Source organism: Bacillus sp. R45, assembly GCF_021729365.1.
GTDB classification, from domain to species: Bacteria; Bacillota; Bacilli; order Bacillales; family Bacillaceae; genus Bacillus; species Bacillus velezensis.
This window is the reverse complement of record NZ_CP091421.1, coordinates 2,158,444-2,177,899: the sequence shown is the minus strand read 5'-3', so window position 1 is coordinate 2,177,899 and position 19,456 is coordinate 2,158,444. Positions and strand designations below refer to the sequence as shown.

The following is a 19,456-nucleotide window of genomic DNA, read 5'->3' as shown; positions in this document are numbered from 1 at the left end:
GGCGTTTTGATTATTGATTGGAACCTAATTATATCAAAATGCCTCATAGAAAACAATGGAGGTTTTATAAATGGCAAAATCAATTACAGTGTCATTCAGCGACCGGGCGGACGACCAGGAACGTTTAAGTCAGGTTGGCGGTTCAATTACATTTGATAAGTATGGCCGTCCTGTTTTCAGTTTTCCGTCAATGGATGCATACCGAGAATGGCAGAGGCGCGGCACAAAAGCTTATTTGAGAGAGGTGGCAGCAAAATGAATGGATTGTCTCAGGTAGATTACTCAGATTATATGCCCGCACCTCAACAGGCAACCAACGTGACTACCGAAGCTATGGTCAGTCGTCAAGCTCAAGAGGTACAGGCTGCTATGGTCATTGCTAAGAAATTCCCGCGGGATGTATACGCGGCGTTCGATCGGATTAAGAAAGCATGTGAACGGAGGCTGTTGGCCGAGAACGCGGTGTATGAATATCCCCGAGGCGGCTCAAAAGTATCTGGTCCTTCTATACGTCTTGCTGAAGCGTTGGCGCAGAACTGGGGGAATATTGATTACGGGATTATGGAATTGGAACAGAAGGCAGGAGAATCGTCTGTCATGGCTTATGCCTGGGACCTCGAAACGAATACCCGTCAAACCAAGATTTTCACGGTTAAGCATGAACGGAAAGCGCGCGGTGCTATTACAAAGCTTGATGATCCAAGGGATATTTATGAAATGGTTGCCAATCAAGGTGCGCGGCGGTTGCGTGCCTGCATACTTGGAGTAATTCCAGGCGATATCGTAGATGCTGCGGTTGATATGTGTCAGCAAACATTAATCAGCGGCCATAAAGAACCTTTGGAGGATCGTCTCAGAAACGCTTTATCTCTTTTCAAAAAAGAGTTTGGCGTTACAAAAGAAATGATCCAGGAATACATCGGCAATTCGATCGATGCTTTCACTGAACAAGATTTCTTGAAAATTGGACGCATTTACACGTCCCTTCGTGATGGGATGGCAAAGAAAGAGGATTACTTCAATATCAAGGCCACAGGCGCGACTAAGTCAAAGGCTGAAGAAGAATTTAAAAAGCAAAAAGAGCAAGTTGGGAAGGCAGATGAAAAAAAGAAAAAGGCTGGTGATCCTGCTGATGAGGACGATTCCGGCGCTAAACAAGGAGAATTACTATTCTAACGAGATTGATAGATATTACATGTCAAATTCTCAATATAAGAGCTTTCTGCAATGCGAGGCGGCAACAATGGCCAAGATTAACGGTGAATGGGTGCCCCCGGGTTCAGAGGCTCTCCTCTTCGGTCAATATGTTCATGCCTGGCTTGAAGGGAAACAGGTATTTGATGAATTCAAGAGAAACACGCCATCACTTTTTACACAAAAAGGCCAGCTGTACAAGCAATATCAGTTAGCTGATCTGATGATTGAGGCGATTCAACAGGACGAACTCTGTATGTTCGTTCTGCAAGGAGCAAAGGAAGTTATCGTAACGGCTGAACTTTTCGGTGTTCCGTGGAAAGGCAAGCTGGACGTATACAACCCGGCCGGCAGCCGTTTTGCAGATCTGAAAACAACCCGTTCACTTCGAGAAAAGGTGTGGAATCCGGAAATAGGCTATTGCTCGTTTGTCGAAGCATACGGATACATCGGACAGATGGCGCTCTACGCAGAAATGGAAAAGCGTATGACTGGGCGTAACGAGTGGCTTGAACCTCTTATCGTGGGGGTGTCTAAAGAGGATCCGCCGGATAAAGCAGTCATCAATATCGATAAGGGTCGAATGGAAGTAGAGCTTGAAGAGATTGAGCAGCGCATGGGTCGTATCCTGCAAGTGAAACACGGCGGTGAAAAGCCGGAGCGGTGTGAGAGATGCAAATATTGCCGTGCAACAAATCAGTTAAACAGTATCATTCATTTCTCGGAGCTGATCAGCTGATGGAAAAGGATTTAATTAAGGTTCCGATTCCGCATTGTTATTACTGGCTTGTTAAGACAGTAAGGCGTGATATGAGGAAGGGCTTATATAGACGGTATGTAACGGACTATCTGAAGACAAATGAACCATCTTTAGAATTAACAGATATTGATTTTAAGGCTCTAACAGCAGTGTGTAAAAGGAAGTAGGTGAGCGATATGGATACGCAAGGACTAGGATATGTCATTTTACCACGCCTGCCATTTAAAGATTCACGGGATGAGACAATATACGATCATTTATTCAAACGGGCAGAGTATAGAGCGGATCAGGATTTAGAGCCCGGTCAGACAATCATTAAGCTTGTGGAATTAGCAAAGCGTTTTAATTGGTCATCCGATCAGATCAAATACTCGTTAGACAGAATGGTCAAGCAGGAGTATTTAAAACTGGACAGGCTGCCGCAAAAACGCGGCTTTATTGTTACAGTTCTGAATTACGCGAATTACATACAGCTTGGCAATTACAACAAGAAGAAGGACCTTGTCCAAGTGTCGGAAGAAAGAAAGGAAGTTGATGAAAAAGTGAAAAATGTCTTTGAATTATTCGAGAACAAAGTCGCCCGTACTATCGGACCAATTGAAGCTCAGCGAATTGGTTATATGGTTGAAGATTACGGCGAGGAGAAGGTCATGGAGGCTATGAAACAGGCTTTCAGGAACAAGGGAAGCAAGGTTGGTTTAAATTACATTGAAGCAGTTCTATCAAATCCGTTTACGCAGAAGAGAAAGGAGAAAAAACAGCATGATAGCTCACAAAACACAAAGTACGGACATGGCAATGGCGGGCATTCTCAAAAAACTACGGGACAGGTCAGCTCAATTTTCAGCGGAACAGGCCGTCTCAGAAGAAAAGGCTGAATATGAGTGCCCCGAATGCAAGGATAAGGGCATTATCGTTTACCGGATTCATCAAGATACAGAGCGCCAGTTGAGAAAAGAGCATAAGAAAATGGAAAGCCTGTCCCCCGATCAAATGGTCAGGGAAGAAGATTATCTTGCGGGGAAAGTATGCTTGCCGGATAAGGCCCGGGAATGGAAAACCACATTTTCAAAGCAATGCGAGTGTGTAAAACGAAAAAAGATCGCGCGGCTTATGAAGGCCAGCGGCATTACGGAGGAATTTGAAATGCTTTTATTCGGTAATTTCATTACAGACGGCAAGCCTGCCATGATTAAAGACGCATATGAGTGCGCTATGGAATACTTTAAGGATTTCCAAAAAGTTAAAGGAGAACGTTCGAACAGCATCGCCCTCCTTGGGCAGCCTGGCAGCGGAAAAACGCACCTATTAACGGCAATCATGAACAACCTTATTAAGAAAAAATCTGTTTACTGCATGTATTTCCCTTACGTTGAAGGGATGGGGAATTTAAGAGATAACTTTGATCAACTAGAGTCCAAGCTTGATGCAATGAGAAAAGCGGACGTTCTATTCATCGACGATTTATTTAAACCAGTAAAGGGAGAACCGCGGGCCACAGATTGGCAGGTTGAACAGATCCAGTCGGTCGTTAATTATCGCTACCTGAATCACAAACCCCTGCTGATTTCATCAGAATTAGATACAGCAGCATTATTAGATATAGACGAAGCGCTCGGATCTCGGATACATCAGATGTGCCGTAATTATACGGTAACCATCAAGGGAGACCGAATGCAATTAAATCATAGGTTAGGAGAATGGGAATGAGCTTAAAAACGAACGTTCAAGGATCCGGAGGGATTTATATGTTCGGCCCCGCTGAACAGACAGGCGGACAGGATCTCACACCGGCGATTAGGGTCCTGGAGGAGAAAATAAGGCAAACGGAGCTGGGGAGAAGTGCTTAAAGCAGTTGCTGCGCTGCCAGTCATATTACTGACTGCACCTTACAAGGAAAAGCAGATCGAGCATTGGGAACAGATTGACGGGAGGTAAAAGGCTGTTGAGTTCTATTCAGTTTATTGTTTACGGAGAGCCGATCGCACAAGGACGGCCGCGAGGATCCATTCAAAACGGAAAGGTTAGAATGTACGATCCTGTAAAGTCAAAAAATTTTAAGCAGTATGTGGCACTGGTTGCATCTCAGCATCGGCCGAAGCAGGTTATTACTGGTCCTGTCGCAATGGAAGTCAGAGTATTCAGACCAATGCCGAAAGCTGTATCCGGATCCAAGAGAAAAAAGGAGAACGCTGAAAAAGGACTTTTACGCCCTGTAACAAAGCCGGACGTCGATAACTATGTAAAAGGTGTCAAAGACGCTTTGAATCATCTGATATACAAGGATGATAGTCAGGTAGTCGATTTGAAGGTCAGTAAGTTTTACAGTGAAGCGCCGCGGGTGGAAGTCATTATAACTGAGATTGTGTCATGACAGGTAGCTTTTCTATGGATCCTAAAGCAAATAATCAGGAGGTTAACAACATGCAAGAAAACAACAACAATCCTTACGTACCAGGACCGGTAAAGGAATGGAAGATGACGCCGGAAGAACTGGCAGCATATGTCGAAAAACATCCGATCATTTACCGAGAGGAACTAAAGCCGTCTCCAGCGTTCACAATGAGCGGCTGGGAGAATCCGTACTAAGGGCTAAGGACATAAAAAAACACCGAAGCTTATGCCTCAGTGCTTATGAATCGAATTGGTACTTCTATCATAGCACAGGAGGAGTCTAGGTGTACAACCCCAAAGAAATTAAAAATCATGAAGGAAGTATTCAGCAAAGTATGGAGCCTGGGAAAATCCGTATCATCGTTTTAGATGGTACTGAAGGAACAGCGCATGTATTGGATGTCCCAGAGCACGGAAAGACCATCATCCAAACCTCAAAAGGCAGCTTTGCGCGAGTCGATCACGAAATAGGGTTCAAGGTGAAATAAAACGAATGTAATTATTCAGAAAAGGGGTTTTTGAATTGATGCCATTACAAGTCAAATTACAACGTGTCGTCAAAGCAACGAAAGATGAAGCGATGACCGTCGAACAGGCAGCAGATTATTTGAAAGTTCCCAAACAATATATACCGGTCCTTGTAGCGCGTTCAGATGATTTAAAGATGATTGGTGATGAAACAATCATCGCAAAACGGGATAAAACTAATATTTGGCTGGTCGGGGCATGCGTGGGGCTTTTCTTCTTCGCTGTCTCTGTCCTGCCGGGAATGTTGGGGTGACGGGATGAAAAGTATTGAATTGTTCGCCGACATTGGGGGAATCGCTCTTGCGGCTGAATGGGCCAGCGTTGAGACGGTAGCATTCTGTGAGCGTGAACCTTGTCAAAAGGTATTAAACAAAAATTTCCCGGACGTTCCCATCTTCAGTGATGTATGTACCTTGAATAGACAGTTTTTAGAGGAAGAAAGACGAGCGAAAAAGCAGTATGTCAGGTTGGAGAATACAGTCTCAAGTCTAGAGGGGAAGCGAGTCGGTGGACAGCTGAACTCGACGTGGGTCGAGTGGCTTGTGGGATTCCCGACCGGGTGGACAGAATTAAAGGATTAGGCAACGCGATTGTGCTATAGTAGATTTATCCGATATTTAGATTTTTAAGAGATTTCACAGTTGAAAGACATAATTTCACTTTTTTATGGTTTAATATGAATATAAATTATAAAAGGTGGGTTACTTTTTGGCTGTATCATTAGAAAACTTAGACGACTTAGAATTGACTTTGCTCTATAGTGAGTTACTCAAGGAGTTGAAGCATCGAGGTATAATACGTACGAATAATGTGGTTGGAGAGCTTGGGGAATACTTAGCCATTAATTTTTACAATAAAACTAAAGGGCTACCTAACCTTCAGGCTGCTCCGACAGGCACTCAAAATATCGATGCTTTAAGCATAAAAGGAGATCGATATAGTATTAAAACAACAACCGGAAATGTTACGGGAGTTTTTTATGGTTTGAACGATCCCGAATTAACGGATGCTGATGTTCAAAAATTCGAATATGTAATAATTGTCTTGTTTGATAAAGAGTATGCTTTAAAAGGAATATACGAATTAAGTTGGGATAGTTTTATACAGCATAAGCGTTGGCACAAGAGAATGAGAGCTTGGAATCTATCTATAACTAAATCATTGCTTTCTGATTCAAAAAAAATTTTTTGAAAAAAGATTAGAGCTTAACATAGGATGTGATTGTTAATTGGTTAAAGCAGTAATAAAAAAACTCTTTATGAATAGATTCGTAAACTTTTCCCTTGCTTTTATATTCTCCATGTTACTAACTGTATCAGTAGCATCGTTTTTTGAATCGATAAATAAACCGACGTGGTCATCTAACACTATTGTTATAGGAGTTCACGGATTAATGTATTACTACCTTATATTTGGTCTAATAACCCCTTTAGAACAGATTAAACCACCTAAAAATTTATTTCAATGGTTAGAGAACCCAATAATATATGAACCGAATACATTCTTTAAGAACCTAGAAGAAATAAAAATTGATAAGCAGAACCTCCATAATAACCTTAATAATTTTCGTTTACAGTTATTGATTTATACAAGTCATGATATTACAAAGCTAAGAATGCTTAAAGCTCTTGTTCGTACTAAAATCACTGAGGGTAGCCTAGATACGATAAATCGTACAATAATTACATTACTAGCAGGTCCGTTGTTTCTATACGTTATTAGAAACAATGCCTTTATGGAAAGCATTAAAATTCCATTAAAAGATGCAAACCCGTTATTAATGAATGTTATGAATATTTCTTTAATTTTGATGCTTTTTCTGTCTATTATTATTAATATCGTTTTCCTTTTTTCGGGAAATAAAAAACGTTTAAAGTTTATAGAAGAAATGGCTGATGCCTGTATAGAGGATATTAAAACGAAATAAGTCCAAGACGGAAAGCCTGCGGACACTGATCATTGCACAGAATTACTGTGCTCTGATTGGTGTCCGTTTTTTATTTGTCCAAGGGAACGACATGAAACAGGAATGAAAAAGCCTAATAAAAAACGCATAGGAGTTGTTCTGGACGACTTTTAGCGACGATGAAGGCCCAAAAAAGCAAATATTCGGACGAGGCAAGAACGGACCATTTAAAACAGAAAGAATAAGGGGAGTTTTAGGATGAAATACGGATTCGCTTATAAGCACGGAAAGCTTGTAAATATCTTTTGCGGCAGAGAAGAGCTCTATAACGAGTTGAAAACCTTCTTGGTCAAAACCTTCAACTTAAGAGTTTCAGAGGTATCTAGACGCCAGTATATTGCTGAACAAAAAAATAATAATTGGAACGATACATATTCATTTTGAGGCAAAGGAATGATGAAAAGTGCAAGATTTAATCATTGAATATAAAAGATCGTTAAAAGAAGCAAGAAAGATATACCGGTCATTAACGGAAACACCGGAAGTTGAAATGACGGCTGAACAAAAGAACGATAAGAAGATAATCAGTAGCATAATCAGCGATATTGAATTCACTCTTGAATGGCTGCAGAACGGAAGACAGCCGGGCGCCCGCCGAGGTGCTGACAGAAGAGACGTATATCAAAGGACGATTCTTGCTGATCCGCACTTAATTGATGCGCTGCCGGAAGAATATGCAATCGTTCAAGAAGCTGAGGGAGAGGTAAGTGATTGGGATAAGGAAAGAATCTCTGACGCCCTTTCCGTGCTCACAGAAAGAGAAAAAGACATATTCATGATGCATGCTGTGCAAAACATGTCATTTGAAGAGATAGCGCAGTTATTGGGGATTAAAAAAGGAACTGTGCAGAAGAACATTGAACGTTCCCGTTTGAAAATGAAAAATAGAGCAGATCACAGCCTATTCTGTTTAGCGTGAATAGGCTCTTTTTTATTGGAGAGATAATAAAAAGTCCATTAAATTACTTGACGTAAGTAAAGTTATGGGGTATAATTAAAGTATAGAAAGGAGGGAAAGAAAGTGGCTGAAATCGCATTGGTACTGGGGATTATCCTCACAACTCTCACAGTTGTTGAAAAAGTCCTCTTCATCAGGGAAAAGCTTAAAACAAAAAAGCCCAAAATCAAAAAACGCCGTCGACCAAGAAAGCGCAGATGATTTTGAGCCGAGGGAGAAGGTAGCGCTTCTCCCTTGCTCCTAGTATAACAAAAATAAAAAATAAAGACATTATTTGAAAGCCAGCCACTTTCAAAAAAATGAAAAGTGTACAGTCTACTACCGATATTGTTGTTCTCCTTGCCCTGGCGTATATGTTGTTCTTCCGTCAGGATGTGGCAGCGGGACCGTTAAAAACGGCTCTCGATATAAGTCTAATCATTTTGTTTGTTGTTTCAATCATTGAAAAAGCATTTTCCCTTTACTTGAAATATCGTGAGAAAAAAGGATGATTCAAAAATGTACAAGCCTAAAGAGCGTGATGCAATTAAGAAATTCTTGAATGAAGAGATACTCAATACAAGCGAAGCGCTTGAGATATTAGGGTTCACCCGTCAGTATCTGAATCAGTTAGTAAAGACCGGCGAATTGGAGCCAGTGAAAGAAATGCCTCGGGACAGGCTTTTTCTGAAAGAGGATATTTTGGATTTTCAAAAGAATAGACGGAAATGAGCATCCGAAAAATAGGGTGCTTTTTTTATGCAATGAACAATATTTATTGGAAAAAAATCAATATTTTTCATATAATTATATTGACGGTGGTAAATGTAAGTGTTATAATTAAAGTATCGAAAGGAGGTGTTAACGAGCATGGAAATCGTTGAATTCATCCTTAGGGATACAGCTTGGTTAGTCGGAATTCTCGTTGGGATTACGACACTGATCAAGAACATCAAAGACCTAAAGGGTGAAAAAAACAAAAAACGACGTTCTCCCGGCAAGAAGAAACGTCGCAATTAACACATGAGGGGAATAACTTCCCCTTCTAATAATATAACATTAAACAAAACCATTGAAAAATTCCATGCTCGGGGATAATGAAAAAAATATTAGACTCAACAACACTGTTATTTTTCGTCTTATTCTGCTTACAATTCGCTCGAATGGATTATAACAACCTTACTGTACTGGACATAATATCAATAGTGCTGGCAGTTATCTGGCTTACGCTGACAATTATAAACGTAGTTATGAAATGGAGGAATTCAAAGGATGGATAAGTTTGTATTTAGTGATGTCGAAGAATTGAGAGAGTTCCTTGATAAAGAAGTCATAACCACCTCGGAAGCGATTGAAATCATCGGGTGCACTCGTCAAAACCTTAAACAGCTAGTTGATCATGGGACATTGAAACCAATCAAAACAACGAATAGAGATCGTCTTTTCTTAAGAAAAGATATTACGGCTTATAAAAAGAAACGTTAATTGCAACTATAATAAAATGATGCTTTTTCGTCTTACGGTTGCCACCTATTTATAAAGGACTTTCGTTCGACAAATTTTGCGAATGGTTCCTTTCTAATGCTCCTTAACCGATAATAAAGTGGGAGGAGCGATGGACATGAATTTCGAATCGAAATATTTAGTTAGATGGGGTATGCCGGGATGGGTATATATGATTTTTGTAACAGCATTCTATGCAATTAATCATCCGGATCAGTTCTTTCAGAAATTGAACTCGGAAGATTTTCCGCTTGTTGGTTTTGTGGCATTCGCTGCTGCTTTTGGAATAATCTTAGGTCATCTTATCCATCAAGTGAGTTTGTTTTTTGGGTTTGTACTTCTCCAGTATACTAAAAAAAATAAAAGATGGCGCCGTTACTTTAGAAAAGAATTCAAGATAGACAAAAGAATTATCGAAGAAGGAGAAATAGGGGCAAAAATTAAAGATATATATAGTTATAGATTAGGGCAACTCCATGCAAGAAGGGGATTGCTTGCAAGTCTAATTCTTTCTTTCATAACCATCATAGTAATGGTGTTATACATTGACACTAGTTATATTAACGATAAGACTTTAATTCTCTCGGCAATTAATGGATTGTTAATAATGATAATGTTGATTAACTATCACTATTTTGATAGGAATCTGGATTACTTCATGACTCGTATAAATGATTTTGAAAATAAGGTAAAACAATAGGCACCCTGCTTGGGTGCTTTTTTATATTCCCTGTAAACTGATTCCGGTAAATCTCAAGGAGACAATTGGCGGCTAACGGCTTGAGTACGGTGTCGGTTTAGAGGGAATGTAAGGAGGTTGCATGCATGGGATTCATAACACAGTATGGAGAGTACAAAGAAAAAGAGACGCAGACATGGAAGGGCGTAGATATGGCGGGACAGAATGAAGGGGTATTGAGGGAATCAATGTATATGAACTTCAATTCTTTTTGGCATTCACACCGAAACAAAGGAATAAGGATATAAGTTCATGCCGCCCAAGCCCCTAAAGGAATGTGCCGCCCGTGGTTGCCGTGCCCTTACTCGGGATAGGTACTGTGATGCACACAAGACACAACAACAAGCAGAAACAAAACATTACAACAAACATTCAAGAAACAAAACAATAACAAGTTTTTATAAATCAACTGAATGGAAACGAACAAGACAACTTGCTTTGATACGAGACAATTATCTCTGTCAGCATTGTTTGAAAGCACACTGCTTCACTCCGGCTGACATGGTGCATCATATAGTGGAAGTAAAGCAAGATTGGTCGAAACGATTGGATATAAAGAACCTTGAAAGCTTGTGTAATGCCTGTCATAACAAGGCTCATGGCAGTAAAGGCAAGTGACCACCCCCCCCTAACAAATCTCTGGAAGGGAAACGAACGGAGAACGGCGATCCCCCTTCTGTAAACAAACACCGCTTTTCAAAGTTCCGGAAACAGCCGAAAGCCCCCTCGGCAAATCAACCGAGAGGGCTTGGTACGACTGGTTTTGTGTTTGATTCCATCGTATCACGATTGATGAAAAAAACAAGCAAAAAAACGTACTTTTTTGAAAGGAATGAGGTGAAAACATGCCGAGACCTGCTAAATCTGCAACACTTCAACTAATTCAAGGTAATCCCAACAAAAAGAATACGGATGAGCTGGCTGCCCGTGCTGAGCACGAAAAAAAGATAAAAATGCGCTCCGACAACATTAAAGCGCCGCCTTGGTTAAATAAAGTGGCGAAAAAAGAATTTAAAAGGGTTGCTGCTTTGTTATCTGAGGTGGAGATTATCACTGAAGCAGATATCAGCATGTTGGCCGCCTATTGTAATGCATACTCTCAGTATATTTCCATTTCAGAAATCATTGAAAAAGATGGGATTATGGTGCATACCGAGGGACAGGATGAGGATGGAAATCCTATTCAGTTGATTGGTGAAGAGCATCCGTTATTGAAGCGGCAAAAGAATTACTATGATCAAATGAAATCAGCTGCGAATGATTTCGGCCTTACGCCATCTGCCCGGGCAAAACTCGCGATTACCCGAACACAGGAGGAACGAGAAAAGACGGCTGCAGAAAAGGAGTTTGGTAATGTATGAAGACAATAAAACAATTTCTTATTGATTACTCACGCGACGTTATATCGGGTGAGATTGTCGCGTGTGAAAAACACGTATGGGCCTGTCAGCGTTTTTTAAATGATATCAGCCGGGAAGGTACCAGAGAGTTTCCGTACGTCTTTGATGATGAGAAAGCGCGTCGATTTCTTTACTGGATGACACAATTCAAGCATACGAAAGGGCCGTTGCAAGGTGAAAATATTGTGCCGGAGCCTATTCAAATATTTATTTTCGGCAATGTGTACGGGTGGGTGCATAAGGATAACGGTTATCGACGATTTAAAAAAGTGTATTGGCAGGTTGGCCGTAAAAACACAAAAACACAAAGCCTGGCATGTGTTGGATCCTATGAGGCAATGGCTAACGACGAATACATGTCCGAGGTTTACATAGGTGCAACAAAAACGGAACAGGCGAAAATCTGTTGGAACGAAATTAAAGCACAGATTATGCAAAGTGACCTTTTGAATAAGCCGGAGAAGAAATACCGAATTGCTTACGGTAAGATTGAACATCCCAAAACACAGTCAAAAATAGAGGCGCTTTCGAAAGATGCAGGTAAAACGGGGGACGGGTTCAACCCGCAATGCGGCATCATCGATGAATATCACGCCCATAAAACTTCAGAGATTTACGATGTACTCGCTTCTGGTATGGCTGCTCGTGCTCAACCGTTAATGATGATTATTACGACAGCAGGGTTTGAGCTAAATAATCCCGCCTATCGTGTGGAATACGATTACGTTTCACGTATACTGGATCCCAATAAAGTTGAGCAAAATGAAAAGTATTTTGTGATGATTAATGAATTAGATAAAGACGATGACATTAAAGATGAGCGCAATTGGATAAAAGCAAACCCTATTGTGGCAGCTAACGAACACGGGCTGAATTATTTGCGTGGAGAATTGGAAGTAGCGCTTGCTGTGCCGGAGAAGATGAGAAATTTCATGACAAAGAATATGAACATTTGGGTTAATATGCGCGAGAATGGTTATATGGATATGCAAGCTTGGGCGGATTGCGGTTCGGATGAATTTCCTGAGCTGAAGAACCGAGAATGTTATGTCGGCATTGACTTGTCAAAAACGATTGATTTAACCGCCGCATCTTTCATCTTCCCGTTAGATGACGGCAGCTTTGCTGTCGATAGTCATGGATTTATGCCGGAGGATACATTCCATGAGCGGATGAACACGGATAAGGTCCCTTATGATGTATGGGAGAAAAAGAACTGGTTAACAACAACAGATGGTGCTGTCGTCGATTACGATTATATCAGAGCGTATATTAAGAAAATGGAGAAGGAACATGGCTGGCGCATCAAGGAAATTGGATACGATCCATATAACGCTACTCAGTTCGCTCAGCAAATGGAGGCAGACGGATATGTAATGGTTGAAATCCGCCAAGGGGTGGCAACTCTCTCAGAGCCGACCAAAGACTTCAGAGCAAAGGTCAAGTCCAAAAAAATCATACACCCGAAAAATGAACTTCTAACTTGGGCAATGGGGAACGCTGTAACAAAAGTTGATGCTCAAGAGAACATCATGCTGGATAAATCAAAATCAACCCAACGGATTGACCCGGCCGCCGCGCTTGTGAATGCGTATGTACGGGCTTCTCAAATCAATAATGAGGTTGATTTAAACGCATATATCAAGTCAGCTTCATTTTCTTTCTAAAGGTGGTGTAGAAGTGAAGAAAATACTGACAGCCATGATGCTTTTTTTAAATGATTTTCTTTTTATCATAGGTGCTGCTTTTATATTGGCAGCTGCATATCGTTTGCACACAGACATCGGTCTTGTTTTGACAGGTGTCTTTTTTATATTTTATGCACTGCTGCTCAGTAAGAAAAGGAGGTGATTAATTGTTTTTGGAAGGGCTGTTTTCTAAGAGATCAAATGATGAAGAGCCTTGGGGCCTCGCAAATCCTCCTGATTGGATTATAGATATGTTCGGCGGCTCAAAAACAGCTAGCGGTGAACGTGTCAGTGAATCAACGGCACTCATCCATCCAGATGTTTTTTCGTGCGTTAATGTTCTGTCTGATGACATTGCAAAGCTTGCCGTCCATACATTCAAAAAAAAGCAAGGAAATATTATAAGCAGTATGGATCATCCTGTTGCCCAATTGCTTTATCTAAAGCCGAATCAATACATGACGGCTTTTACTTGGAAAAAGCTCATGATGACTCATGCTTGTACGTGGGGGAATGCCTATTCTTATATAAAAACAGATCGGAATGGCTTTATTACAGCTCTATTGCCATTAAACCCAGCCAATACGCAAGCCTATGTAAACCCAAAGACAGGTATGCTGTGGTATGAAACGGTCATTAATTCAAAAAGTGTTGAATTGTATGCAGATGAGATCCTGCATTTCAAGGGTATGACAGAAGACGGGATCAACGGTAAGAGTCCTATCGGAGTTATAAGGGAGCATATTGGCGCGCAATCGGCTGCCACAAAATTTAATGCGAAATTATATAAAAATGATGCGACACCACGGGGAATCTTAAAAGTTCCGACTTTAATAGACGAAGATGCAAAACAGCGGGCGAGAGATGAATGGGAAAAGGTAAATGCGGGGCGGAACATTGCGATTATAGATGCCGGTCTTTCTTATGAATCAATATCTATGCCGTTGCAAGAAGCCCAGTTTGTGGAGTCTATGAAATTTAATAAGGCACAAATCGCATCTATTTTTAAAGTGCCATTGCATAAAATCAATGAGCTGGACCGGGCAACATTCAATAATATTGAACACCAATCGATTGAATACGTAAAAAATACGCTGCAGCCGTGGCTGGTTTCTTTTGAACAGGAAATTATAACGAAACTCTTTACTGATGAAGAGATTAAAGACGGATTCTATATCAAATTCAATGTAAACAGCGAGCTGCGCGGTGATGCGAAATCTAGGGCGGAGTATTATGAAATTATGGAACGGATCAGTGCATTAAATATAAATGAAATTCGTGCTTTTGAAGAGAAAAACGCAATTGAACACGGTGATAGGCACCTTGTATCGCTTAACTATACATTCCTTGATTCATTGGAGGAGTATCAAATGAACAAATCAGGTTCCGTTAAGGGAGGTGAGGACATACATGAGCAAGGAAGTTCGCCACCTAACAACGAAGATTGAGTTGCGTTCTGCTGGTGAGGGAGAAGAGAAAAGAGATTTTATTGAGGGTTACGCCTTAAAATTTGAAAAATGGTCTGAGCGTTTAGGTGGATGGTTTAAAGAAATCATCAGCCGGGATGCATTAGCTTCCACGGACCTTTCAAACGTAGTAGCGCTTTTTAATCACCGCCAGGATTATCCGTTAGCGAGAAACACCGTTTCTGGCGATGCTGGGCGGCTTGAATTAGAGACAGATGCTATTGGTCTAAAATTCCGTTTTACCCCCACAGATACGACGTATGCTAAAGATTTAATGGAGAATATTAGAAGCGGAGTCATTAATCAGTGTTCCTTCGCCTTTTCACTGAATTATAACAAGAATGAGCCGGATGAATGGCGTCATAATGATGAAGAAGATGTATATGAACGTCGAATCAATAACATCGAGCGTATTTTTGACATATCACTTGTAACAACACCTGCTTATAACGATACGGAGGCTGTGATCGGTGAACGCAGTTTAGAAAAAGTCGAACAGATTAAAGAAATGCGCGATGCGCCAATAGAAAAACTAAAAATCGAATTGGAACTTTTAGACCTAACGTTATAGGTCTATTTTTTATGTTCAAATCTAAGGAGGATACCCGAATGCCAGTAGCAATGACAAAAAAGGAACGTGAATTAAGACAAAAATTCACACAAAAGAAACAAGAGGCTTCAAATCTTTTGGAGGATGGAAAGCCTGAAGAAGCTCGCAGCATGCTGGAAGAAGCAAAAGAGCTGCAGAGTCAAATTGAATTAATGACAGAGGGCCGCAGTTTAGAACTTCCGGAGATTGGCGAGGAACGAAACTTTTCTGCAGAAATCAAAAGTGAACCGAAGAAAGAGACGGAAGATCGTAATATCTTAACAGCGACGAAAGAATACCGGGAAGCGTGGTTGAAGGTGCTAACCGGCCGCAGCCATGATCTTGAAACAGAAGAACGAAACATGATGGAACGCGTTTTGAAAGAAAACCGTTCATTATCTGCAGGCAGCGATAAAGACGGCGGCTATACAGTGCCGGATGATATTTCAAAAGAAATTTTGAAATCTATCCAGGAACTAAACTCTGTTCGTAATCTGATCCGTGTTGTTCCGAAAACTGCGCCATCCGGAAATTATACGGTTCGTAAAGGCGTTGCCGGAAAACTTTATAACACAGCGGAGAAAGAACAGATTAAAGAACTAAAGAATATGGAATTTGATCAAATTTGGTATAACGTCAAGAAATTCGCCGGAATCATGCCTGTTTCCAGTGAGTTGTTAAATGATTCATTTGTAAATTTTGTTCAAGAGATCGTGGACTGGCTGTCTGAATCAGCCGTTGTAACAGAGAATGATGAAATCTTTTATGGAGACGGCGGAGAGAAAAACGTTGAAGGTATCATTAGCAGCGGCAAATTCAAGTCTATTAAAGCACCGTCACTCATTACGATTAAGTTTTTAAGAAAAGTGAAAAACCAAATTAAGCGCGGTTATCGACGTAACGCTGTTTGGGTGATGAATACTGAAGCGTTTGAAACCCTAGCAAATATCGAAGACAAAAACGGCCGCGGCATTTTAGCGGAGGATCCAAGAAATGAGGATAATTTCTTGCTATTTGGGCGTCCGGTTGAAATCTATGATGAAGTCCTGACGGATGATAAAACACAGAAAACACACATTCTTTTCGGCGACTTTAAACGCGGCTATTTCATGTTTGATCGTCAAAAATTTGAAATCAAATCTACAGATGTTGGCGGAGATGCCTTTCTTACAGATCAGACATATTTCCGCGGTATTGAGCGGTTCGACGGAAAAGTAGTGGATCCAGAAGCTGCAATCATTGTAACTGATCTTGTTGTTGGTGAGGATGCAAAAGTGGAAACACCTGAACAATCTGCTGATCTTGGAAACTAATACTGAAAGGATTGATTAAAAGATGGCAAAACTAAACAACATTCTAAACGAAAGTAACGGTGTGCTAACGTCAGCAAGAGACAACGGGGAAGGAGCGCCTATTACGGATATTTCTGTTGCTGACAATAGCGAAGAAAACCCACTCTTTGTAAAGGGGCTTAAAGGGGATCCGGGTGAACAAGGACCGCAGGGGGAACCTGGTCCTGCTGGTCCGAAAGGTGAAACAGGCGAGCAAGGTCCTAAAGGCGAAAAAGGTGATCCAGCAGTTATTGATGAGGGCAGCATTGTACATGAAATGCTTGCTGACAAATCAGTTCGCAGCAATAACATTGGAACAGGCAGCGTCATGATGGATCATTTGAACAGTGAAGTGAAGGCTGCACTTGATGGTATGCAAAAACAAATTGATGAACTGAAATCCGCCACTCCTGCAGAATGAAAGGCAGATGATGCCAGATGACAGAAGCTGAAAAAATAGAATTAGAAAAAGCGAAAAAATTCCTCCGGGTTGATGGTGACCTGGAGGACGATTTAATTCTCACGTTCATTGCCTCCGCAAAAGAATACATCACTTCGGCAACGGGCCTTGCTTTTCCCAATCAATCAGCCCGGGCCGCTATGTGCGTAAATGCTTTTGTGGCACATTGGTATGAGAACAGGGAAATAGCTGGTACAACATCTAATTTAGACGGTGTGCTGACCTCGTTAATCAATCAGCTGAAATATACATTGCCGGGGAGGGCGTCAGATGCTGAATGATATGCGTTACCGCATTCAATTTCAAAAAAAGAAGCCCGGCGGCCGTCTGCCTGTGGAGGGAAATGATAGCTGGGAAACAGTTATTGAATGCTGGGCAAAGGCGGAGGGCTTAAAGGGCCGGGAATATTATGCTGCAGCGGCCATACAAAAAGAAAAAACAGTTCAATTTACAATCCGGCACCGGGAAGATATCAATGAACATATGCGAATCGTCTTTCAGGGCGATTCATATGAAATTGAGGCTATCTTGCCGAATTATTCGCGGCGGCATTTCATTACGATTAAAGCGAATGTGGTGAGCCGATGAATTTTGAATTGGAATTGAAAGGGTTTAGAGAGCTTGAATCTACTTTCGCTGATCTGGCCCGTAAGGATGAAAAGATTCATAAAGCAGCAGTAAAAGCCGGAGGGGCTGTTTTGGCAGCGGAAATTAATGAGGAAGCTCCGCGCTCTTCCATTGGCGGAAGTCATCCGCACATTGACGATGATATTATAGTCGGCAGCCGTATCAGGCGGGACGAAGACGGAGAGATATACGCAGTTGTAGGCCCTACAAAAGATACAAAATTCCGTGTTCACTTGCCGGAATTCGGCACGCTCCATCAGGCTGCCAATCCATTTATACACCGGAGTATGGTAAAGGCGAATGGCAAGATGCTTGATGCAATGGAAAAAGTCATAAAGGCAGGCTTTAAACTGTGAATCTAGTAGAGAGATCATCACAACTAAAAAATAAAGTATTTGAAGCGCTGGAAAAAGATCCAGCGCTTTTAATGCTGACTGGCCCTGAAAACATCTATGAACTGGCTGTGCCAGAAGGTTTGGAAAGCCAACCACCTTACATTGTGGTTCAAGAATTAGAGTACAGAACGACTGAATGGGCAGACGGGCATCCAATTAAAGATAGCACTTTGTATCAAATTGATGTGTATCACAACCAGTCGTGTGATCCAATTATGGCAGCTATCATGGATGTTATGGGGAAACTGGATTTTCAAACGACAGTTCTTATCAATGAATTTTTACAATCAGAGCGCCTCATTCGAAAAGGTTATCGGTTTGAGGCAAACATTTTATTATAATCGGAGGTTTTAAGATGCCTGAATACAGCTCAATGGTGGGATTAGAAGGCGTTCAATACGCACCATTAAAAAAAGAAAACGGCTTGTGGGTTGCCAGCAAGATTGTCGACTATCCACATGCAATAAATGCAAAGATGGCAACTGATTCATCTACAGAAAAGCAATATGCTGATAACAAGGTAGTTGACCTTGCTGTTTCAACTGGTTCAACGAAATTAGACTTAGAGATGAGAGATGTTCCGCCAGAACACCTTGTCAATTTGTTTGGGATAGAGGAAACCACAGACGGACTGTATTTATTTAAGAAGAATGTTACTCCGCCTTGGATTGCTATGACTTTCTTTGGTGTGAAAGCTAATGGAAAAAGACGATATGTCGGCTTAGTCCAAGGTCGGTTTACGCTGCCTGATGACGACTGGAATACAAAAAAAGAAAAAGTGGACTTTCAAACTTCTAAGTTGTCAGCTGAATTTCTTGAAAGAGACCAGGATGATGTATATAAAGTAATCGCGGATGAAGATGCTCCTAATTTCGATTTAGATAAGTTTTATGAAAAAGTGTATGGCAGTGCCTATACATCATCCACTTCCGATCAAAAAACAAGTACAGATCTAGGTGCTTAACTTAGGGATTAGGGAAGCTTAAGAGCTTCCTTCCCTTTGTATTCGTATAAAAAGGAGGAGTCAACATGGCTCAAAAACATATCTCTATTAAACTATGGTTCGAAGATGAAAAGAAATTTAAAACATTTATTGCACCCCGGACAAATACAAAAACACTTCTTGAAGCATTACGATTAAATGCAGAAGCGGAAAAAACAGCGGATAATTTGGAGAAAAGCATCAAAATCCTCGAAAAACAGCTGCAATTTATTGTTGGGATATTCCGCAATCAATTTACTTATGATCAATTATTTGAGGGGCTGGAATCTTTTGAGGTGGCGAAAGAAGTGAGCCGCATTCTCTCGGAAGTTGCCGGCTATAAAGAAATTGAGGCTGCTGATCAGGATTTTTTGCCGGAACAGACGGAGAAGAATACACCTACGAGCGCGGAATAGAGCAGATAAATGAAATTTACGCCACTCTCCTACAACAAGGGTGGAGTATGAGCGCAATTGACGAGATGGACATATATCACT

At 41.1% G+C, this 19,456-nt stretch carries 33 protein-coding genes and 1 pseudogene; all 34 read left to right on the top strand.

Annotation, left to right across the window (positions count from 1 at the left end):
* Positions 1 to 70 precede the first annotated feature (70 nt).
* The 34 genes and pseudogenes from L3V45_RS10620 (at position 71) to gpG (ending at position 19,375) form a co-directional block, all read left to right on the top strand.
* Positions 71 to 259: a hypothetical protein gene (locus L3V45_RS10620; RefSeq protein ID WP_038458929.1), complete on the top strand. Its 189-nt coding sequence runs from the start codon at positions 71 to 73 to the stop codon at positions 257 to 259.
* Complete coding sequence (locus L3V45_RS10615) at positions 256 to 1,176, top strand: hypothetical protein (protein ID WP_025852621.1); 921 nt, start codon at positions 256 to 258, stop codon at positions 1,174 to 1,176. The genes L3V45_RS10620 and L3V45_RS10615 overlap by 4 nt, the downstream gene beginning before the upstream one ends.
* Positions 1,100 to 1,933 (top strand): PD-(D/E)XK nuclease-like domain-containing protein, encoded by an 834-nt coding sequence (locus L3V45_RS10610; RefSeq protein ID WP_371877451.1) that lies wholly within the window; start codon positions 1,100 to 1,102, stop codon positions 1,931 to 1,933. Before L3V45_RS10615 ends, L3V45_RS10610 begins: the two co-directional genes overlap by 77 nt.
* A gap of 197 nt (positions 1,934 to 2,130) precedes the next feature.
* Complete coding sequence (locus L3V45_RS10605) at positions 2,131 to 2,832, top strand: DnaD domain protein (protein ID WP_236836995.1); 702 nt, start codon at positions 2,131 to 2,133, stop codon at positions 2,830 to 2,832.
* Entirely contained in the window at positions 2,717 to 3,664 is a 948-nt protein-coding gene (locus L3V45_RS10600; RefSeq protein ID WP_196615997.1) for an ATP-binding protein, read from the top strand. The genes L3V45_RS10605 and L3V45_RS10600 overlap by 116 nt, the downstream gene beginning before the upstream one ends.
* Before the next feature lie 235 nt (positions 3,665 to 3,899).
* Complete coding sequence (locus tag L3V45_RS10590) at positions 3,900 to 4,328, top strand: RusA family crossover junction endodeoxyribonuclease (protein ID WP_040221743.1); 429 nt, start codon at positions 3,900 to 3,902, stop codon at positions 4,326 to 4,328.
* A 50-nt stretch (positions 4,329 to 4,378) separates the two neighbouring features.
* Positions 4,379 to 4,543: a hypothetical protein gene (locus L3V45_RS10585; protein WP_162918043.1), complete on the top strand. Its 165-nt coding sequence runs from the start codon at positions 4,379 to 4,381 to the stop codon at positions 4,541 to 4,543.
* Between the two features lie 89 nt (positions 4,544 to 4,632).
* The gene (locus L3V45_RS10580; RefSeq protein WP_025852610.1) at positions 4,633 to 4,836 is read left to right on the top strand and encodes an XtrA/YqaO family protein; all 204 of its coding nucleotides are present in this window, start codon (positions 4,633 to 4,635) and stop codon (positions 4,834 to 4,836) included.
* Between the two features lie 35 nt (positions 4,837 to 4,871).
* Complete coding sequence (locus tag L3V45_RS10575; protein ID WP_236836993.1) at positions 4,872 to 5,129, top strand: hypothetical protein; 258 nt, start codon at positions 4,872 to 4,874, stop codon at positions 5,127 to 5,129.
* A 4-nt stretch (positions 5,130 to 5,133) separates the two neighbouring features.
* A pseudogene (locus L3V45_RS19665) lies at positions 5,134 to 5,316 on the top strand (DNA cytosine methyltransferase); the annotation flags it as partial.
* Positions 5,317 to 5,584: 268 nt separating this feature from the next.
* Positions 5,585 to 6,067 (top strand): hypothetical protein, encoded by a 483-nt coding sequence (locus L3V45_RS10565; RefSeq protein ID WP_207579543.1) that lies wholly within the window; start codon positions 5,585 to 5,587, stop codon positions 6,065 to 6,067.
* A 202-nt stretch (positions 6,068 to 6,269) separates the two neighbouring features.
* On the top strand, positions 6,270 to 6,803 hold the full coding sequence (locus L3V45_RS10560) for a hypothetical protein (RefSeq protein WP_229024204.1): 534 nt from the start codon (positions 6,270 to 6,272) through the stop codon (positions 6,801 to 6,803).
* Positions 6,804 to 7,040: 237 nt separating this feature from the next.
* Entirely contained in the window at positions 7,041 to 7,226 is a 186-nt protein-coding gene (locus L3V45_RS10555; RefSeq protein ID WP_088056589.1) for a hypothetical protein, read from the top strand.
* A 19-nt stretch (positions 7,227 to 7,245) separates the two neighbouring features.
* The gene (locus L3V45_RS10550) at positions 7,246 to 7,761 is read left to right on the top strand and encodes a sigma-70 family RNA polymerase sigma factor (RefSeq protein WP_207579542.1); all 516 of its coding nucleotides are present in this window, start codon (positions 7,246 to 7,248) and stop codon (positions 7,759 to 7,761) included.
* Positions 7,762 to 7,863: 102 nt separating this feature from the next.
* Positions 7,864 to 8,001 carry a hypothetical protein gene (locus L3V45_RS10545; protein ID WP_236836989.1) on the top strand — a complete coding sequence of 46 codons (138 nt, stop codon included), beginning with the start codon at positions 7,864 to 7,866 and terminating at the stop codon, positions 7,999 to 8,001.
* Positions 8,002 to 8,298: 297 nt separating this feature from the next.
* Positions 8,299 to 8,511: a helix-turn-helix domain-containing protein gene (locus L3V45_RS10540; RefSeq protein WP_043021764.1), complete on the top strand. Its 213-nt coding sequence runs from the start codon at positions 8,299 to 8,301 to the stop codon at positions 8,509 to 8,511.
* Positions 8,512 to 8,649: 138 nt separating this feature from the next.
* Positions 8,650 to 8,799: a hypothetical protein gene (locus L3V45_RS10535; protein WP_169800257.1), complete on the top strand. Its 150-nt coding sequence runs from the start codon at positions 8,650 to 8,652 to the stop codon at positions 8,797 to 8,799.
* A 252-nt stretch (positions 8,800 to 9,051) separates the two neighbouring features.
* On the top strand, positions 9,052 to 9,264 hold the full coding sequence (locus L3V45_RS10530; protein WP_088056584.1) for a helix-turn-helix domain-containing protein: 213 nt from the start codon (positions 9,052 to 9,054) through the stop codon (positions 9,262 to 9,264).
* 136 nt (positions 9,265 to 9,400) lie between these two features.
* The gene (locus L3V45_RS10525; protein ID WP_038464012.1) at positions 9,401 to 9,982 is read left to right on the top strand and encodes a BA5345 family protein; all 582 of its coding nucleotides are present in this window, start codon (positions 9,401 to 9,403) and stop codon (positions 9,980 to 9,982) included.
* Positions 9,983 to 10,107: 125 nt separating this feature from the next.
* A complete protein-coding gene (locus tag L3V45_RS10520; RefSeq protein WP_236836987.1) occupies positions 10,108 to 10,269 on the top strand; it encodes a hypothetical protein in 162 nt (53 codons plus the stop codon).
* A 4-nt stretch (positions 10,270 to 10,273) separates the two neighbouring features.
* On the top strand, positions 10,274 to 10,639 hold the full coding sequence (locus L3V45_RS10515; protein ID WP_236836986.1) for an HNH endonuclease: 366 nt from the start codon (positions 10,274 to 10,276) through the stop codon (positions 10,637 to 10,639).
* 227 nt (positions 10,640 to 10,866) lie between these two features.
* On the top strand, positions 10,867 to 11,382 hold the full coding sequence (locus tag L3V45_RS10510) for a phage terminase small subunit P27 family (RefSeq protein WP_046341352.1): 516 nt from the start codon (positions 10,867 to 10,869) through the stop codon (positions 11,380 to 11,382).
* Positions 11,379 to 13,088, top strand: a complete 1,710-nt coding sequence (locus tag L3V45_RS10505; protein WP_046341351.1) for a terminase large subunit — start codon at positions 11,379 to 11,381, stop codon at positions 13,086 to 13,088. The genes L3V45_RS10510 and L3V45_RS10505 overlap by 4 nt, the downstream gene beginning before the upstream one ends.
* 13 nt (positions 13,089 to 13,101) lie before the next feature.
* Complete coding sequence (locus L3V45_RS10500; protein WP_014418199.1) at positions 13,102 to 13,272, top strand: hypothetical protein; 171 nt, start codon at positions 13,102 to 13,104, stop codon at positions 13,270 to 13,272.
* 4 nt (positions 13,273 to 13,276) lie between these two features.
* Positions 13,277 to 14,557: a phage portal protein gene (locus tag L3V45_RS10495; RefSeq protein WP_046341350.1), complete on the top strand. Its 1,281-nt coding sequence runs from the start codon at positions 13,277 to 13,279 to the stop codon at positions 14,555 to 14,557.
* Positions 14,520 to 15,146, top strand: a complete 627-nt coding sequence (locus L3V45_RS10490; protein WP_032859296.1) for an HK97 family phage prohead protease — start codon at positions 14,520 to 14,522, stop codon at positions 15,144 to 15,146. Before L3V45_RS10495 ends, L3V45_RS10490 begins: the two co-directional genes overlap by 38 nt.
* Positions 15,147 to 15,184: 38 nt before the next feature.
* A complete protein-coding gene (locus L3V45_RS10485; protein ID WP_014418196.1) occupies positions 15,185 to 16,477 on the top strand; it encodes a phage major capsid protein in 1,293 nt (430 codons plus the stop codon).
* A gap of 22 nt (positions 16,478 to 16,499) precedes the next feature.
* Positions 16,500 to 16,916 carry a collagen-like triple helix repeat-containing protein gene (locus L3V45_RS10480; protein WP_236836984.1) on the top strand — a complete coding sequence of 139 codons (417 nt, stop codon included), beginning with the start codon at positions 16,500 to 16,502 and terminating at the stop codon, positions 16,914 to 16,916.
* 17 nt (positions 16,917 to 16,933) lie between these two features.
* Positions 16,934 to 17,236 carry a head-tail connector protein gene (locus L3V45_RS10475; RefSeq protein WP_038458892.1) on the top strand — a complete coding sequence of 101 codons (303 nt, stop codon included), beginning with the start codon at positions 16,934 to 16,936 and terminating at the stop codon, positions 17,234 to 17,236.
* The gene (locus L3V45_RS10470) at positions 17,226 to 17,543 is read left to right on the top strand and encodes a phage head closure protein (protein ID WP_025852580.1); all 318 of its coding nucleotides are present in this window, start codon (positions 17,226 to 17,228) and stop codon (positions 17,541 to 17,543) included. The genes L3V45_RS10475 and L3V45_RS10470 overlap by 11 nt, the downstream gene beginning before the upstream one ends.
* Positions 17,540 to 17,938: an HK97-gp10 family putative phage morphogenesis protein gene (locus tag L3V45_RS10465; RefSeq protein WP_025852578.1), complete on the top strand. Its 399-nt coding sequence runs from the start codon at positions 17,540 to 17,542 to the stop codon at positions 17,936 to 17,938. The genes L3V45_RS10470 and L3V45_RS10465 overlap by 4 nt, the downstream gene beginning before the upstream one ends.
* On the top strand, positions 17,935 to 18,318 hold the full coding sequence (gp17, locus tag L3V45_RS10460) for a tail completion protein gp17 (protein ID WP_032859666.1): 384 nt from the start codon (positions 17,935 to 17,937) through the stop codon (positions 18,316 to 18,318). The genes L3V45_RS10465 and gp17 overlap by 4 nt, the downstream gene beginning before the upstream one ends.
* A 14-nt stretch (positions 18,319 to 18,332) precedes the next feature.
* Positions 18,333 to 18,941 carry a major tail protein gene (locus L3V45_RS10455; RefSeq protein WP_085342116.1) on the top strand — a complete coding sequence of 203 codons (609 nt, stop codon included), beginning with the start codon at positions 18,333 to 18,335 and terminating at the stop codon, positions 18,939 to 18,941.
* Between the two features lie 65 nt (positions 18,942 to 19,006).
* A complete protein-coding gene (gene gpG, locus L3V45_RS10450; protein ID WP_099743840.1) occupies positions 19,007 to 19,375 on the top strand; it encodes a phage tail assembly chaperone G in 369 nt (122 codons plus the stop codon).
* The last annotated feature ends 81 nt before the right edge of the window (positions 19,376 to 19,456 follow it).